This is a genomic window from Pseudomonas sp. LS2P72 (assembly GCF_054897865.1).
Genome location: NZ_CM142708.1, coordinates 3,253,794 through 3,267,675, shown reverse-complemented (window position 1 = coordinate 3,267,675; position 13,882 = coordinate 3,253,794). Strand labels below are relative to the sequence as shown.

The 13,882-nt window shown below is 58.2% G+C and carries 15 protein-coding genes, 1 tRNA gene and 1 pseudogene; 10 read left to right on the top strand and 7 right to left on the bottom strand.

From position 1 onward, the window contains the following. Window positions 1-376: 376 nt before the first annotated feature. From ACYZUA_RS15055 to ACYZUA_RS15045, 3 genes and pseudogenes are all read left to right on the top strand, one after another. Window positions 377-560: pseudogene (locus ACYZUA_RS15055) on the top strand (hypothetical protein). A 47-nt stretch (window positions 561-607) separates the two neighbouring features. Then, window positions 608-898, top strand: a complete 291-nt coding sequence (locus ACYZUA_RS15050) for a type II toxin-antitoxin system ParD family antitoxin (protein ID WP_461959474.1) — start codon at window positions 608-610, stop codon at window positions 896-898. Window positions 899-900: 2 nt separating this feature from the next. Continuing rightward, window positions 901-1,257: a type II toxin-antitoxin system RelE/ParE family toxin gene (locus tag ACYZUA_RS15045; protein WP_461959473.1), complete on the top strand. Its 357-nt coding sequence runs from the start codon at window positions 901-903 to the stop codon at window positions 1,255-1,257. A 208-nt stretch (window positions 1,258-1,465) separates the two neighbouring features. Here ACYZUA_RS15045 and ACYZUA_RS15040 read toward each other — a convergent pair whose 3' ends face one another. The 7 genes from ACYZUA_RS15040 to ACYZUA_RS15010 all read right to left on the bottom strand — a co-directional run bounded on the left by ACYZUA_RS15040 (window position 1,466) and on the right by ACYZUA_RS15010 (window position 6,518). Next, window positions 1,466-1,765: an Arm DNA-binding domain-containing protein gene (locus tag ACYZUA_RS15040; RefSeq protein ID WP_461959472.1), complete on the bottom strand. Its 300-nt coding sequence runs from the start codon at window positions 1,763-1,765 to the stop codon at window positions 1,466-1,468. Between the two features lie 226 nt (window positions 1,766-1,991). Continuing rightward, window positions 1,992-2,067 (bottom strand) — tRNA-Gly (locus ACYZUA_RS15035). A gap of 62 nt (window positions 2,068-2,129) precedes the next feature. After that, window positions 2,130-2,690 carry a CDP-diacylglycerol--glycerol-3-phosphate 3-phosphatidyltransferase gene (gene pgsA / locus ACYZUA_RS15030; protein ID WP_008150904.1) on the bottom strand — a complete coding sequence of 187 codons (561 nt, stop codon included), beginning with the start codon at window positions 2,688-2,690 and terminating at the stop codon, window positions 2,130-2,132. 32 nt (window positions 2,691-2,722) lie between these two features. Further along, window positions 2,723-4,546 carry an excinuclease ABC subunit UvrC gene (uvrC, locus tag ACYZUA_RS15025; RefSeq protein WP_123368182.1) on the bottom strand — a complete coding sequence of 608 codons (1,824 nt, stop codon included), beginning with the start codon at window positions 4,544-4,546 and terminating at the stop codon, window positions 2,723-2,725. A gap of 2 nt (window positions 4,547-4,548) precedes the next feature. Continuing rightward, the gene (gacA, locus tag ACYZUA_RS15020; RefSeq protein ID WP_449643584.1) at window positions 4,549-5,190 is read right to left on the bottom strand and encodes a response regulator transcription factor GacA; all 642 of its coding nucleotides are present in this window, start codon (window positions 5,188-5,190) and stop codon (window positions 4,549-4,551) included. A gap of 126 nt (window positions 5,191-5,316) precedes the next feature. Then, window positions 5,317-5,760, bottom strand: coding sequence for a GNAT family N-acetyltransferase (locus ACYZUA_RS15015; protein WP_461959471.1), 444 nt, complete (start codon window positions 5,758-5,760; stop codon window positions 5,317-5,319). Beyond that, the gene (locus tag ACYZUA_RS15010) at window positions 5,760-6,518 is read right to left on the bottom strand and encodes a carbon-nitrogen hydrolase family protein (RefSeq protein WP_461959470.1); all 759 of its coding nucleotides are present in this window, start codon (window positions 6,516-6,518) and stop codon (window positions 5,760-5,762) included. Before ACYZUA_RS15010 ends, ACYZUA_RS15015 begins: the two co-directional genes overlap by 1 nt. Window positions 6,519-6,678: 160 nt before the next feature. Between ACYZUA_RS15010 and ACYZUA_RS15005 the strand changes: the two genes are divergently transcribed. The 7 genes from ACYZUA_RS15005 to ACYZUA_RS14975 all read left to right on the top strand — a co-directional run bounded on the left by ACYZUA_RS15005 (window position 6,679) and on the right by ACYZUA_RS14975 (window position 13,879). Continuing rightward, the gene (locus tag ACYZUA_RS15005) at window positions 6,679-6,807 is read left to right on the top strand and encodes a hypothetical protein (protein ID WP_461959469.1); all 129 of its coding nucleotides are present in this window, start codon (window positions 6,679-6,681) and stop codon (window positions 6,805-6,807) included. Window positions 6,808-7,143: 336 nt separating this feature from the next. Continuing rightward, entirely contained in the window at window positions 7,144-8,232 is a 1,089-nt protein-coding gene (locus ACYZUA_RS15000; RefSeq protein WP_461959468.1) for a 3-deoxy-7-phosphoheptulonate synthase, read from the top strand. Window positions 8,233-8,520: 288 nt separating this feature from the next. Beyond that, a complete protein-coding gene (locus tag ACYZUA_RS14995; protein WP_461959467.1) occupies window positions 8,521-9,402 on the top strand; it encodes an esterase/lipase family protein in 882 nt (293 codons plus the stop codon). Window positions 9,403-9,510: 108 nt separating this feature from the next. Next, a complete protein-coding gene (locus ACYZUA_RS14990) occupies window positions 9,511-9,792 on the top strand; it encodes a peptidylprolyl isomerase (protein WP_008029538.1) in 282 nt (93 codons plus the stop codon). A 135-nt stretch (window positions 9,793-9,927) separates the two neighbouring features. After that, window positions 9,928-11,796, top strand: a complete 1,869-nt coding sequence (locus ACYZUA_RS14985; RefSeq protein WP_461959466.1) for an extracellular solute-binding protein — start codon at window positions 9,928-9,930, stop codon at window positions 11,794-11,796. Then, window positions 11,796-12,857 carry a microcin C ABC transporter permease YejB gene (locus ACYZUA_RS14980; protein WP_461959465.1) on the top strand — a complete coding sequence of 354 codons (1,062 nt, stop codon included), beginning with the start codon at window positions 11,796-11,798 and terminating at the stop codon, window positions 12,855-12,857. The genes ACYZUA_RS14985 and ACYZUA_RS14980 overlap by 1 nt, the downstream gene beginning before the upstream one ends. Beyond that, window positions 12,857-13,879, top strand: coding sequence for an ABC transporter permease (locus tag ACYZUA_RS14975; protein ID WP_461959464.1), 1,023 nt, complete (start codon window positions 12,857-12,859; stop codon window positions 13,877-13,879). Before ACYZUA_RS14980 ends, ACYZUA_RS14975 begins: the two co-directional genes overlap by 1 nt. The last annotated feature ends 3 nt before the right edge of the window (window positions 13,880-13,882 follow it).

Below are 13,882 nucleotides of genomic sequence, written 5' to 3'. Positions count from 1 at the left end.
CGTTGCTGCCTAAGCAAGACCTCCTGCCGCTATGTTAGCGCAGCCGTCGCTGGCTATTGATAGGCAATAATGGAAGCATTCATTAGTCAGTGCCGACCGTTAAGGTCAGGTTGGGCGGCTGAATCGTATACACAGGCTATTTCCTCCGGAGGTGACACTATTCGGTAGATGTAGATCGAAGCTGACCTTCAAGTATCCAAGCCCGAACGGACACCCAAATAAGCTCCTGAGGCCGGCCTCTCGCCATGTTTCTTCTCAGAGTCCGCTTCGGGTTGTGGATTCAACCAGTAGATGCAACACAACTAAATTTTCTGTAAGCCCTCCCCCCCCGCTACGCTTTCGACTCATCGATTGGGGTCGAAACGATGTCCACTGTATTTCGCTACCTGATGTCCTCGAACGGCTGTACCAAAACCAGCTGGCCCTAAAGGCTGCCCTAATGGAGTTAACCTTGAGGGTTGAGAGTTAAGGTATCGACGGATACTGGCGACAATGTCCGCGATGACCCAGTTAGTCAGATACAAATCTCAGACTATGCGTTCGCGGGCAAAATGGCATAATATGCCAATGATCGGAAAACCCTGCTTGCCCAGAGCTGGAGCTAATTATGGCGACGCGAAACGTTGTGCTCACCCCCCATCAGGAACAGGTTATCCATGACCTGGTTCAGTCCGGCCGTTATCAAAATGCCAGCGAAGTGATGCGAGAAGGTTTGCGGCTATTGGAACAGCGCGTCGCCGAAGACACCGCCAAAGTTGAGGCCCTGCGTCAGGCGACCTCGATCGGCATCATGGATCTTGAGCACGGGCGCTTCATTCCGTTGAACGAAGGGGACCTGGAGCACTGCCTCGAGGGGTTGAGCCTGGAGGCAACCCTCCCCGCGAGAGAGAAACACTGAGCATGCCGCAGTATCGGATTTCCAACGCGGCGCGCGCCGACATTGTCGACATCCTCAGGCTCTCCCAGACGCAGTTCGGCGATCAAGCACGCCAGCGCTACCAGGCGCTGATCCTCGCGGCGCTGCAAGCTATTGCCGGCACGCCTTATCGCATTGGCAGCCACGAACGCGATGAGCTTGCACCGGGCCTTCGCAGCTATCACCTTATCTACTCACGCCAGCAAGCGAGACACCCGCATGGGACAGTCAAAAGCCCACGCCATATCGTGTTCTATCGTGTGGCAAACGACGACGTGATCGAGGTCGTCCGACTCCTTCATGACGCCATGGAAGTGCAACTGCACCTGCCCAACGACTGATCACCGACCTGGCCCAAAGGCTTAACGGGCCATTAACAGCGAAGGTAAGGCACCCCCCTCTACATCTCAACCTGAACGCCCTCGCTGTCAGCCGACTCGGCGGCCAATTGAAGCGGGAGGTTCTGGGTCCGACCGGACTATCGAGACCCACCACCAGAAACACGATGTTCAACTTTGCGTACCACTTTCAATGCTGAACAACCGCTTCTTAGGCGTTTTCCGTGGCCAGGCGCCTGGCATTACGCTCCAGCTGCCGATGGACACGCGGATCGATGCCCCTAGCGACCAGCGCCCTCGCAACATCACGCAGAGCGCGAGCATCTCGTAAGCTAATTGCAGGATAGGTACCGAGAGAAATACGCGGTTGCTTATCCGCCCAGGAAAAGCGGAAGTGCCAGCACTTGGCGCCTTTCGTATTCACGAAAAGGGCGAGGCCGTTATAGTCAGGGAGGGTGTAGTCCTTGGCACGGGGTTTGGCGTGCCGTACTGCCGTATTGGTGAGAGCCATCGTACAATCTCCGTCTCGTTTGAATAGAGGAGATTTGTACGGTTTCCAGAGAGGCGAGTACCACGAAAAAGTGATCTACCAAACGCCGGATTAATGTACTAAAAAATGTACTAAAAAATCGCGGCTAGTCGTGGTATCGAGTGGAACTTACTGGAAACAAAAAAAGAGACAAAAGTCTCTTTTTTCAATTTCTACAGACTTCAATGGAAGCCAATAGAACAATAATTGGAGCGGGAAACGAGACTCGAACTCGCGACCCCGACCTTGGCAAGGTCGTGCTCTACCAACTGAGCTATTCCCGCGTCTTGGTGTGGCGCATTCTATAGAATCCAGATGCCCCGTCAACCCCTTGATTCAAAAAAGTTTATTTCTTTTCCACGTCGGTCTTCAGATGCGGCCAGGCAGCCCGCAAATACTGGACCATTGACCACAACGTCAGGCCCGCGGATATCAGCAGCAAGGCGTAACCCAGCAGCACCCAGAACGTGAAATCCGACGGATTGGCCAGCAGGATCACCAGCGCCAGCATTTGCGCGGCGGTTTTCCATTTGCCCAGGTTCGACACGGCGACATGAGCGCGGGCGCCGAGTTCGGCCATCCATTCGCGAAGTGCCGAGACGACAATCTCGCGACCGATGATCACGGCGGCCGGCAGCGTGAGCCACAGGTTGCCATGTTCTTGCACCAGCAATACCAGCGCAACGGCAACCATCAGCTTGTCAGCCACGGGATCGAGGAAAGCTCCGAACGGTGTGCTTTGTTCCAGTCGGCGGGCCAGATACCCATCCAGCCAGTCCGTGGCGGCGGCAAATGCGAAGACCGAGGCGGACGCCAGGTAGCTCCATTGATACGGCAGGTAGAACAGTAAAATGAAGATCGGAATGAGCAGGACGCGTAGTACGGTAATCAGATTAGGGATATTCATCGGCACAACTGGCTACGAGGTGAGGGGGCATTCTACTCGCTGTGCAGATTGGCATAAATCAACTCTGCGAGCTTTTTACTGATCCCGGGTGCTTTGGCGATCTCTTCGATGCTGGCACGAGACAGCTCCTGCAATCCACCAAAATGTTTCAACAAATCGCGGCGACGGGTCGGTCCGACCCCGGCAACGCCCTCCAGTGTAGACGTGCGGCGAGTTTTCCCACGACGGGCGCGGTGCCCGGTAATCGCGAAACGGTGAGCTTCGTCGCGTATCTGCTGGATCAAATGCAGCGCGGGGGAATCGCCGCGCAAGGTGAATTCGTGGGCAGCATCGTTCAGGTACAGGGTTTCGAAACCGGCCTTGCGCGTGGCGCCCTTGGCCACGCCCAGCAGAATCAGATCAGGCACGGCCAGTTCATTGAGCACGTCACGGGCCATGGACAACTGCCCCTTGCCACCGTCCACCAGCAAAATGTCCGGCAGCTTGCCCTCCCCGTCCTTCAGTTTGCTGAAGCGTCGGGTCAGGGCCTGGTGCATCGCGGCGTAGTCATCGCCCGGGGTGACGCCTTCAATGTTGTAGCGACGGTAGTCGGACTTGATCGGACCTTCGGGGCCGAACACCACGCAGGATGCCACGGTTGCTTCACCACTGGAGTGACTGATGTCGTAACACTCCAGGCGCTGGGGTGGCTCATCCAGATTCAACACTTCCGCCAGGGCATCGAAACGCGCAGCAACGTGTTGACGATTGGCCAGTCGCGCTCCCAGTGCCTGCTCGGCATTGGTGACCGCCAACTGTTGCCAGCGTGCTCGTGTACCACGAACCCGATGACTGATGGTCAATTCGCGACCGCGCAGCTCATCGATGGCCGCGATCAGTGTCGGGAAGTCTTCGTGAACCACGTTGACGATCAGTTCGCTCGGCAAGTCGCGCTCGGGACTGCTGATGAAGTACTGGCCGAGAAACGCCGCCATGACTTCGGAAACGTCCTCTTCGATACCCACCTGAGGAAAGAAGTTCTTGCTCCCCAGCACCCGCCCGCCGCGCACACTGATCAAATGAACGCAGGCACCACCCGGATTGACAAATGCCGCGATCACGTCGACATCGCCCGTCCCGCCTTCCATGCTTTGCTGGTCCTGGACCCGGCGCAGTAATGAAATCTGATCCCGCAACTCGGCCGCACGTTCGAACTCGAGATTGATCGCCGCCTCTTCCATTCCTGCGGACAACTCATCCGTCAGCGCATTGCTGCGCCCCTCAAGGAACATCACCGAGTGCCGCACGTCTTCAGCGTACACCTCAGGTTCCACCAGCCCGACACAGGGCGCCTTGCAGCGTTTGATCTGGTATTGCAGGCAAGGACGCGTGCGGTTCTTGTAATAGCTGTCTTCGCACTGACGAACAAAAAAAGTCTTCTGCAGCAGGCTCAGGCTTTCACGAATCGCACCGGCGCTGGGATAAGGGCCGAAATATTTGCCTTTGGCCTTTTTTGCACCGCGGTGGATGCTCAAGCGAGGGAACTGGCCATCCGAGAGAAAGACGTAGGGGTAGGATTTGTCGTCGCGCAGCAAGATGTTGTAGGGCGGACGCCATTCCTTGATCAGCGTCTGCTCAAGCAACAAGGCTTCGGTTTCATTGGCCGTAATCGTCGTTTCGACCTGAGCGATCCGCGCGACCAGCGCCGCGGTCTTGGGCGCAAGACCGGATTTGCGGAAGTAACTCGAGAGGCGACTCTTGAGGTTCTTGGCCTTGCCGACGTAGAGCAGGCGTGCCTCGCTGTCGAACATGCGATACACACCGGGACGCCCACTGACTGTCGACAGAAAGGCGCTTGGATCGAAGACTTCAGTCATTTTCAGAGGCTGGCATCGACCATGCCGTGACGAACCGCCAACAGCGTCAACTCGACATCGCTGCTGATCGAAAGCTTTTCGAAAATGCGGTAACGGTAAGTGTTCACGGTTTTTGGCGACAGGCACAGTTTGTCGGAAATGATCTGGACCTTCTGACAGCCGACAATCATCAACGCGATCTGGATTTCACGCTCCGACAAGGCGTCGAAAGGCGAATCATTGGACGGCTGGAAGGATTTGATCGCCAGTTGCTGTGCAATCTGCGGGCTGATGTAGCGTTGCCCGGCAAACACCAGACGGATAGCCTGGACCATTTCCGGCAGCCCTGCACCCTTTGTCAGATAACCCGCCGCACCGGCCTGCAACAACCGAGTCGGAAACGGATCCTCCTCGCACACCGTGACCGCGACGACTTTGATATCCGGATGACTGCGCAATAATTTGCGCGTGGCTTCAAGACCGCCGATACCGGGCATCTTGACGTCCATCAACACCACATCGGGTTTCAACTCACGCGCCTTGAGCAGGGATTCTTCACCTGACTCAGCCTGGCCGACTACTTGCAGGCCATCGATGTCAGCCAGCATTCGTGTAATGCCTGTACGAACGAGATCGTGATCATCGACTACTAGCACCCTAATCAAGCAGACACCTCGCGAAATGGTCTTATTGGGTTGCCGACACCTTAGCAAAAAGCAACTGGCAGACCTAGCGGCAAGCGTCATATAAAAAGTTTCAATACATCTTGAAAGGCTTGCCGTAAGCGTGTCTCAGCCAGGCGAGGCATTGATATCACGCTGCATTCTCAGGAAACACTCGTCCGTGCCGACCACCTTCAGTCCCTTTCTCTCATACAACGCTTGCGCGGGATTATTTTCAAAAACAGTCAAACGCAATGCCGGACGCCGCTCCTTGCACGCCATGGCGAATACCTGATCAATCGCCCAGGAACCGGCGCCCTGCCCTCGAAACACTCCGATGACATGCAACTCGCGAATGTATAAGGCTTTGGCGTCACGACTCAGGCTGACGTACCCCACCAAAGTCTCGCCGCGCACAATCAACCAGTTCTCGCGCCCTGCCCAGCCGACATCGAAACCTTCGTCCTGCCACAGCAGATCGTGCTGAATGTAATAGCGCAGCATGTTTTTGCGGGTCAGTTCACGAGCGAAGTCGAGGTCCCGGAGCGTCGCCGGGCGTAATTCAAATGCCATCAAGCCTCCGCAACAGCTACTACTTGCCCCTTCCAGCCATCAGTATCGCGGCGAGCCACGACCATCAGGTTGCCTGTCCCCGGTGCGGCTGCAATCAGAGAACCGTCCGACGCCCAGATCGCGCTGTGTCCTGCCGATTCCCAGCCACCCGTTGCACCGCCATGGTTGGCCATCAGGACCGCCATCGAATGAGCGCTGGCGTAGCCTTGCAACAACGCGGTATCCGCAGCGTAGCCGTTTTCCGTGATCAGCACGCCCGCCGCATAGAGATCCGCGCCTTGCTGCGCTGCCGCGGCGGCATGACTGGCGTGAGAGAAATCCGCGCACACCGCCAACGCGACGGTATCGGCACCTATGGTCAGGGTCGATCCGCCGGTTCCCGGTGCAAATGCCACTTCCTCGCCTGGATGCAAATGCTGCTTGCTATAGACCCCTAGCGAGCCATCGACACCCAACACCAGCGCCCCAATCAACACTGGCGAATCTTCCGACAGCCGAATCGGCATTCCGACGACAGTCGTCACACCGACTTCCCGCGCGAAATCCCGTAGCGGTTGCAGCACCTCGGCGTCTGGCGCAATGGCCAATTCAGCCGCAAGTCCACGCTCGTATCCGGTCAGCGATAACTCCGGGAACACCAGCAATTGCACGCCCTGCTCAGCGGCAACTTGCATGAAGCGCTGATGCCTCAGCAGGTTTGCGGCAAGGTCACCAGCGATGGAGATCGATTGAGCAGCGGCGATGATCAGTGGCGTCATGGTTCGTCCTTGCGACGTTGTATGTAAGCGAAGCACAAAGTGTGTCACAACCGGCGACGCACTCAAGCGATAGAAAATGCCGCCGGTGATCGATAGCATTTTCTGATTGAAACCGCGTACCGGCCTCGAGTAAGCTCGGCGCACTCATCGGAGACAAACCATGTTCAACACCCTCTCACAGCTTCACACCGTCAGCGCCCTGCGCTCGGTGGCGGCTGCCCGGGCGAATGACGTTTGCGCTCCGGTCAGCTTTTATTTTGGGTATTGGTTTAGCCACTGGCGCGCCTGATACCCACACGGCGCCCACTTTAAACGGGTCGCCACCAGAGAATTCTCAACCCCCGGTCGGCTTCCCGACCGGGGGTTTTGTTTTTTCAGCCCCGCACATTTTTAGCAACACACCAGACAACCAGAGGATTCAACAATGAACTACGCCACTTATTACCGTTTCGACAGTTTTACCGCTTGGCGATTTAGCAACCTCCGCTCGGGACAGCCTGCCGCCTCCGATCGGTCACCCACAGGTGGCACGCACACACTCGCAGCCAATCCGGCCAATTGTCGAACACCCCAGTAGGGCCGAGTGCGCGGGAACGAACCCGCCGCCAGCCCAGGAAGCCCGAATATGAACTCGTCCGTCTCTGCTCTGCCGCTGTCCACCTTGAGCCCTGCCAATGAAGCGCTGACCCTGCGTCTGCCCAGCTCATTGCAACTCAAACAGCAATTGCCACTCAGCAACGCCCTGAGCCAGCAAGTCGCCGCCCACCGCCAAGCGGTTCGCGCGATCCTCAACGGTGAAGACTCCCGTCTGCTGGTCATCGTCGGCCCCTGCTCGATTCACGATCCTCAGTCCGCCCTTGAATACGCCGACAACCTCGCCCGACTCGCCGCCGACGTCAGCGATGAAATGCTGCTGGTGATGCGCGCCTACGTCGAAAAACCCCGCACCACAGTCGGCTGGAAAGGCCTGGCCTACGACCCGCAGCTTGATGGCAGCGACGACATGGCCGGCGGCTTGACCCTGTCCCGCGAGTTGATGCGTGAAATGCTCCGCCTGGGACTGCCGATTGCCACCGAACTGCTGCAACCGATGGCTGCCGGCTACTTCGACGATCTGCTGAGCTGGGTCGCCATTGGCGCTCGCACCACCGAATCGCAGATTCACCGTGAAATGGCCAGCGGCCTGAGCATGCCGGTCGGGTTCAAGAATGGCACCGATGGTGGTGTCGGTGTGGCCAGCGACGCCATGCGCTCGGCCGCCCATCCGCATCGCCATTTCGGAGTCGACAGCCAGGGTCACCCGGCAATCATTCAAACGCCGGGCAATCCCGACACCCACCTGGTGCTGCGTGGCGGACACCGCGGGCCGAACTACGACCGCGACAGCGTCGCCCGGGTGAACAACGACTTGACCCAACTGAAGATCCCGGCACGGATCATGGTCGACTGCAGCCATGCCAATAGCGGCAAAGACCCGTTGCGTCAGCCAGCGGTGTTTAACGATGTACTTGAACAGCGCCTGCAAGGCGATCGATCGCTGATCGGCATGATGATCGAGAGTCACCTGTTCGAAGGTTGCCAACCGCTGAGCCCGTCCATGCGTTACGGCGTGTCCGTAACGGACGGCTGCCTTGGCTGGAGCGGGACTGAATTGTTGTTGCGCCAGGCAGCCGACCGGCTCAGAGCTCAGAGCAGGGTTGAACAATCGGCGTGAGCCACACCCTTTTCCAGTCCTCCCATCGAGGACTGGACGTCGGAATCGAGACACGATTAACAGGCAAAGGGTGTTCTCGAAGTAGGCCATCGCAGTAAAACGCTCTGTTACAGATAAAAAGATGTCCAAATATTCCGACCAAGACCTCATCTACTTTCGAACTTTCGTACATTTTCTATACCGTTTTCATCAGGTTACAGCGGCTTTTTCATACAACGCCGAACAGCGGGTGTGCTTTAGAGTGAGCCCATCAACCCACCTCTGAACGACTGTGAAAAAGGAAAGAACATGCTACGGAATGCAACTACTCAGTATCCGATCCTGTTGGTCCACGGGCTCTTCGGCTTCGATCGCATCGGCAAGGTCGAACTCTTTCATGACGTCAAGCAGGCCCTCAGGAGTGCAGGCGCAAGAGTGTTTATCCCGTACCTGTCGGCTACCCATAGCAATGAAGTCCGCGGCGACCAACTTCTGGCGCAGATAGAACGAGTACTGGAAGGAACCGGTGCGAACAAAGTCAACCTGATCGGCCACAGCCAAGGCGCACTCGCTACACGTTACGCGGCAGCGACAGCGCCGGAGGCGATCGCTTCTGTGACGTCCGTCAGCGGACCCAATCACGGCTCGGAACTGGCCGACTTCTTGCGCAAGGCGCTGACGCCCGGGCGCCTGCCGGAACACGTCGCTGCGACCGTTGCAACGTTGTTTGCGGACTTTCTATCGTTGCTCAGCGGCCACCGTCACCTGCCGCAGAACGCCATCGCCGCGCTGAATGCCCTGACCACCGAAGGCGTGGGCGCGTTCAACGACAAGTACCCCCAGGGGTTGCCGAAAACCTGGGGTGGCAAGGGGCGCGAGCTAGTCGACGGCGTACGTTATTACTCCTGGAGCGGCACATTGCAGGGCGACATCCTCGACAAAGGGCTCGATGCATTGAATCCGCTGCACGGGTTCCTCCGCGCCTTTTCCCACTACTTCACCACCGAACCCGAGCAGAACGACGGCCTGGTTGGCCGCTACAGCTCTCATTTGGGCAAAGTCATCCGGTCCGACTACCCGCTGGATCATCTGGACAGCCTCAGCCAGACCGCCGGTCCGCTGCGCAAGGGCATCGACCCGATTGCCTTATATGTACAACATGCCGAGCGCCTGAGAATTGCCGGCCTATAAAGGAATGCCAGACCGGCCTGCATGATCTGGACGGAACTTTGAGGAGAAATAGACCACTGAATCCGGTAGGCTCCGCATTTTACTGAACATTGAAAGGAGTAATTCACCATGGCTAAAGCCACTGCCCGTCACATCCTGGTTGCCTCGGAAGATAAGTGCAACGAACTGAAAGCCCAGATCGAGGCCGGTGCCGACTTCGCCGAAGTCGCCAAAGCCAACTCCACTTGCCCGTCCAGCCGCCAGGGCGGTGATCTGGGTTCGTTCGGTCCAGGCCAGATGGTCAAGGAATTCGACACCGTGGTCTTCAGCGCACCGATCAACGTGGTGCAGGGACCGGTCAAGACCCAGTTCGGTTACCACCTGCTGGAAGTGACCAGCCGTCAGGACTGATCAACCTTTAAGTTTTCTGCATAACGGCCCGCCTTTTGGTGGGCCGTTGTGTTTCGGTGACGTGATACGAGTGGCGAGGGACGCGCCGCTAGCGTACAAATTGCGGTTATTGACCACCCGGTTCTAAGGCTGACAATGCGACTGGCGTTCCCTACTTTATTGTTCACGGCCGTGGCCCTGTTGTTGAGCGTCACCGGTGTGACTGCAGCGCCGCAACATGCGCTGACCGTGTACGGTGAACCGGCGAAGTATCCTGCCGGCTTTAGTCATTTTGCCTACACAAACCCCCAGGCCACCAAGGGCGGCACAATGCGCCGCTCGGCCGTCGAAATCGGTCATTTCGATCATATGTTGCCCTACATCGATAAAGGCATTGGCGTCACACAGATCGACGGCCTGCTTTACTCGCCCCTCGCCCAACGTTCGCTGGACGAGCCTTACACCGTGTACGGCCTGGTGGCTCAGAAGATGGAGCGCTCGGACGACGGTTTGTTCCTGCGCTTCTACCTGAACCCCAAGGCCCGTTTCGCGGACGGCAAACCGATCACGGCCGAAGACGTGCGCTACACCTTCGACCTGTTGATGACCCAGGGCAGCCTGCGTTACCGCACTCAATTTGCCGACGTCAAAGGCGTCGAAGTGGAATCACCTCAGACGGTTCGGTTCGACTTGAAAAGCAATGAAAATCGTACCCTTCCACTCGATATCGCGACCTTGCCGGTGTTTCCCGAGCATTGGTGGAAGACGCGCGACTTTGCCAATGGGGGCGGTTACGAACCACCATTGGGCAGCGGCCCCTACAAGGTGAGCAAAGTCGACTCCGGTCGCAGCATCACCTTCGAGCGCAACGCCGATTGGTGGGGCAAGGATTTACCGGTCAGCCGCGGCCTCTACAACTTCGATCGTTTCAGCATCGAGTACTTCGGTGATACCGACGTCGCCCGCCAGGTCCTGCGCGGCGGAGCCTACGACTACAACCGAGAATTTTCCGCCACCGGTTACTCCATCGGCTACGTCGGCCCGGCCCTGAGTGACGGGCGCCTGCAAAAGGCGCACCTGGCAACGCAAGCTCCCCAAACGGCACAGGGCTTTGTGTTCAATCTGCAAAACCCTATGTTCCAGGACCGTCGAGTGCGTCAGGCGTTGGCCATGCTCTGGGATTTCGAGTGGAGCAACCGGCAGATGATGCGCGACATGTACATCCGCCAGCAGAGTTACTTTTCCAACACCGACCTCGCCGCCCGACACCTGCCGGACGCCGGCGAACTGGCGATTCTCGAACCCCTGCGCGGGCAGATCCCCGACGAGGTGTTCACCCAGGTTTTCCAGGCACCGAAAACCGATGGCAGCGGCGTAATACGCGACAAACAGTTGCAGGCGCTCGATTTGCTCGAACAGGCCGGCTGGAAACCCGATGGCGATCAATTGGTCAATGCCGAAGGCCAGTCCCTGAGTTTCACTTTCCTGGTCAGCCAGAACGGCATGGATCGATTGCTGCTGCCTTATAAGCGCACCCTGAAACAGATCGGCATCGACATGAACATCCGCCGCATCGACTCGTCCCAATACGTGAATCGCCTGATGAGCCGCGACTACGACATGATCGTCACCGGCTACCCGGTCACGACGTCGCCCGGGGGCGAACTGCTCAATTACTTTGGCTCGGTCTCGGCCAACGACCCAGGCGCCAATAACTACATGGTGTTGAAAAATCCGGCGGTCGACACCCTCATCGCCGGACTGATTCGCGCCACCACCCAACCCGAAATGCTGCACTACGCCCACGCGCTGGACCGGGTGCTGCAATGGAACTACTACTGGATTCCCAACTATTACCCGCCGGGCAGTTCCACCGTGTGGTGGAATCGTTTCGGCAGGCCCAACGAGCAGGCGAGCAATGACGAAGCCATCGAGAGCTGGTGGGAAATCAGCACCACACCGCTGACCAACCAACAGATGACCGCTGAGCAAATCAGCCGTGGCAAACCTGGAGGGCCGCACTGATGTGGGCTTACATATTGCGGCGTCTGCTGCTGATCATTCCGACGCTGGTGATCATTCTTCTGGTCAACTTCGTCATCGTCCAGGCCGCGCCGGGCGGCCCGGTAGAACAGGCCATCGCGCACTTGCAAGGCATCGGCGGCGGGAGTGTCGGCGGCGGTTCCGGCGAACGCATGTCCGGCACCTCCCGATCCAGTCGCGGCCTCGACCCGCAACTGATCAAGGACATCGAAAAGCAATACGGCTTCGACAAACCAGCGCACGAACGCCTGTGGCTGATGCTCACCAGTTATGCGCGCCTGGACTTCGGCAAGAGCTTTTTCCGTGGTACGACCGTCACCGACCTGATCCTGGAAAAAATGCCGGTGACCATTTCCCTTGGGCTCTGGGCGACGCTGATCACCTACCTGGTGTCGATTCCCTTGGGCATCCGCAAGGCCGTGCACCACGGCAGCCACTTCGATATCTGGAGCAGCACCGCGATCGTCATCGGTTACGCCATGCCGGCGTTCCTGTTCGCGATGTTCCTGATCGTGGTCTTCGCCGGCGGTACCTCGCTGAACTGGTTCCCGGTGCGGGGGCTGGTCTCGGACAACTTCGAATCGCTGTCGACCGTGGGCAAAATCGCCGATTACTTCTGGCACTTGGTATTGCCTGTAACGTCGCTGGTGATCGGCGGGTTCGCCACGCTGACCATTCTGACCAAGAACTCCTTCCTCAATGAAATCACGCGCCAGTACGTGGTCACCGCCCGCGCCAAGGGCCTGAGCGAACGCCGAGTGCTCTACGGTCACGTGTTTCGCAATGCCATGCTGCTGGTGGTCTCGGGGATTCCCCAGGCGTTTATCAGCGTATTTTTCGCCGGTTCCCTGCTGATCGAAGTGATCTTCTCCCTCGACGGCCTGGGTCGCATGAGTTACGAGGCCGCAGTTTCACGGGACTATCCGGTGGTGTTCGGATCGCTGTTCATCTTCACGCTGTTCGGTCTCTTGATAAAACTGGTCGGCGACCTCTGCTATACCCTCGTGGACCCGCGTATCGACTTCGCCGCGAGGAACGTCTGATGTTCAAGCTCTCGCCGCTAGGTCGTCGTCGTTTCGAGCGCTTCAAGAAAAACCGTCGTGGCTGGTGGTCGCTGTGGCTGTTTGTCGGCCTGTTCCTGTTGACCCTCGGTGGCGAGCTGATCGCCAACGACAAGCCGCTGATCGTCAGCTATCAGGGCTCGCTCTACTTCCCGGCCCTGAAGCGTCATACCGAGCAGGAATTTGGCGGGCAGCTGCCGTTCCAGGCCGACTACCGCAGCGATTATGTGCAGAAACTGATTCACCAGGACGGTGGCTGGATGCTGTTCCCGCCAATCCCCTTCAGCGACGACACGCCGAACTATGACCTCAACCAACCCGCGCCCAGCCCGCCGACCAAGGTCAACTGGCTGGGCACCGACGACCAGGCGCGGGACGTGTTGGCCCGGGTGATTTTCGGTGCGCGGGTGTCGATCCTGTTTGCCTTGATGCTGACGTTTGTCAGCGCACTGATCGGCATCGCTGCCGGCGCCCTGCAAGGCTATTACGGCGGCTGGGTCGACCTGATCGGTCAACGGTTGCTGGAGGTTTGGTCGGGGCTGCCGGTGCTGTACCTGCTGATCATCCTGTCGGGTTTCGTCGAGCCTGATTTCTGGTGGCTGCTGGGGATCATGGCGCTGTTTTCCTGGCTGGCCCTGGTGGACGTGGTGCGCGCCGAGTTTCTGCGCGGACGCAACCTGGAATACGTCAAAGCCGCGCGTGCGTTGGGCCTGACCGACCGCAAGGTTATCGTCCGGCACATCCTGCCCAACGCAATGAACGCGACGCTGAGTTATCTGCCGTTCATTCTGACCGGGGCAATCTCGACCCTCACGGCACTGGACTTTCTCGGTTTCGGCATGCCGGCCGGCAGTGCATCGCTGGGCGAATTGATCGGTCAAGGCAAGCAGAACCTGCAAGCACCGTGGCTGGGGCTGACGGCGTTTTTCACCCTGGCGCTGATTCTTTCTTTACTGGTGTTTATCGGGGAGGCGTTACGTGACGCCTTCGACCCGAGATCATGATGC

Bases quoted from the DNA above. Each gene is read 5' to 3' on its own strand.
- uvrC (WP_123368182.1), bottom strand. From the start codon at position 4,546: ATGACTGAAGTCTTCGATCCAAGCGCCTTTCTGTCGACAGTCAGTGGG.
- ACYZUA_RS15015 (WP_461959471.1), bottom strand. From the start codon at position 5,760: ATGGCATTTGAATTACGCCCGGCGACGCTCCGGGACCTCGACTTCGCT.
- ACYZUA_RS15000 (WP_461959468.1), top strand. From the start codon at position 7,144: ATGAACTCGTCCGTCTCTGCTCTGCCGCTGTCCACCTTGAGCCCTGCC.
- ACYZUA_RS14980 (WP_461959465.1), top strand. From the start codon at position 11,796: ATGTGGGCTTACATATTGCGGCGTCTGCTGCTGATCATTCCGACGCTG.
- ACYZUA_RS14990 (WP_008029538.1), top strand. From the start codon at position 9,511: ATGGCTAAAGCCACTGCCCGTCACATCCTGGTTGCCTCGGAAGATAAG.
- ACYZUA_RS14975 (WP_461959464.1), top strand. From the start codon at position 12,857: ATGTTCAAGCTCTCGCCGCTAGGTCGTCGTCGTTTCGAGCGCTTCAAG.
- ACYZUA_RS14985 (WP_461959466.1), top strand. From the start codon at position 9,928: ATGCGACTGGCGTTCCCTACTTTATTGTTCACGGCCGTGGCCCTGTTG.
- pgsA (WP_008150904.1), bottom strand. From the start codon at position 2,690: ATGAATATCCCTAATCTGATTACCGTACTACGCGTCCTGCTCATTCCG.
- ACYZUA_RS15040 (WP_461959472.1), bottom strand. From the start codon at position 1,765: ATGGCTCTCACCAATACGGCAGTACGGCACGCCAAACCCCGTGCCAAG.
- ACYZUA_RS15005 (WP_461959469.1), top strand. From the start codon at position 6,679: ATGTTCAACACCCTCTCACAGCTTCACACCGTCAGCGCCCTGCGCTCG.
- ACYZUA_RS14995 (WP_461959467.1), top strand. From the start codon at position 8,521: ATGCTACGGAATGCAACTACTCAGTATCCGATCCTGTTGGTCCACGGG.
- ACYZUA_RS15010 (WP_461959470.1), bottom strand. From the start codon at position 6,518: ATGACGCCACTGATCATCGCCGCTGCTCAATCGATCTCCATCGCTGGT.
- ACYZUA_RS15045 (WP_461959473.1), top strand. From the start codon at position 901: ATGCCGCAGTATCGGATTTCCAACGCGGCGCGCGCCGACATTGTCGAC.
- ACYZUA_RS15050 (WP_461959474.1), top strand. From the start codon at position 608: ATGGCGACGCGAAACGTTGTGCTCACCCCCCATCAGGAACAGGTTATC.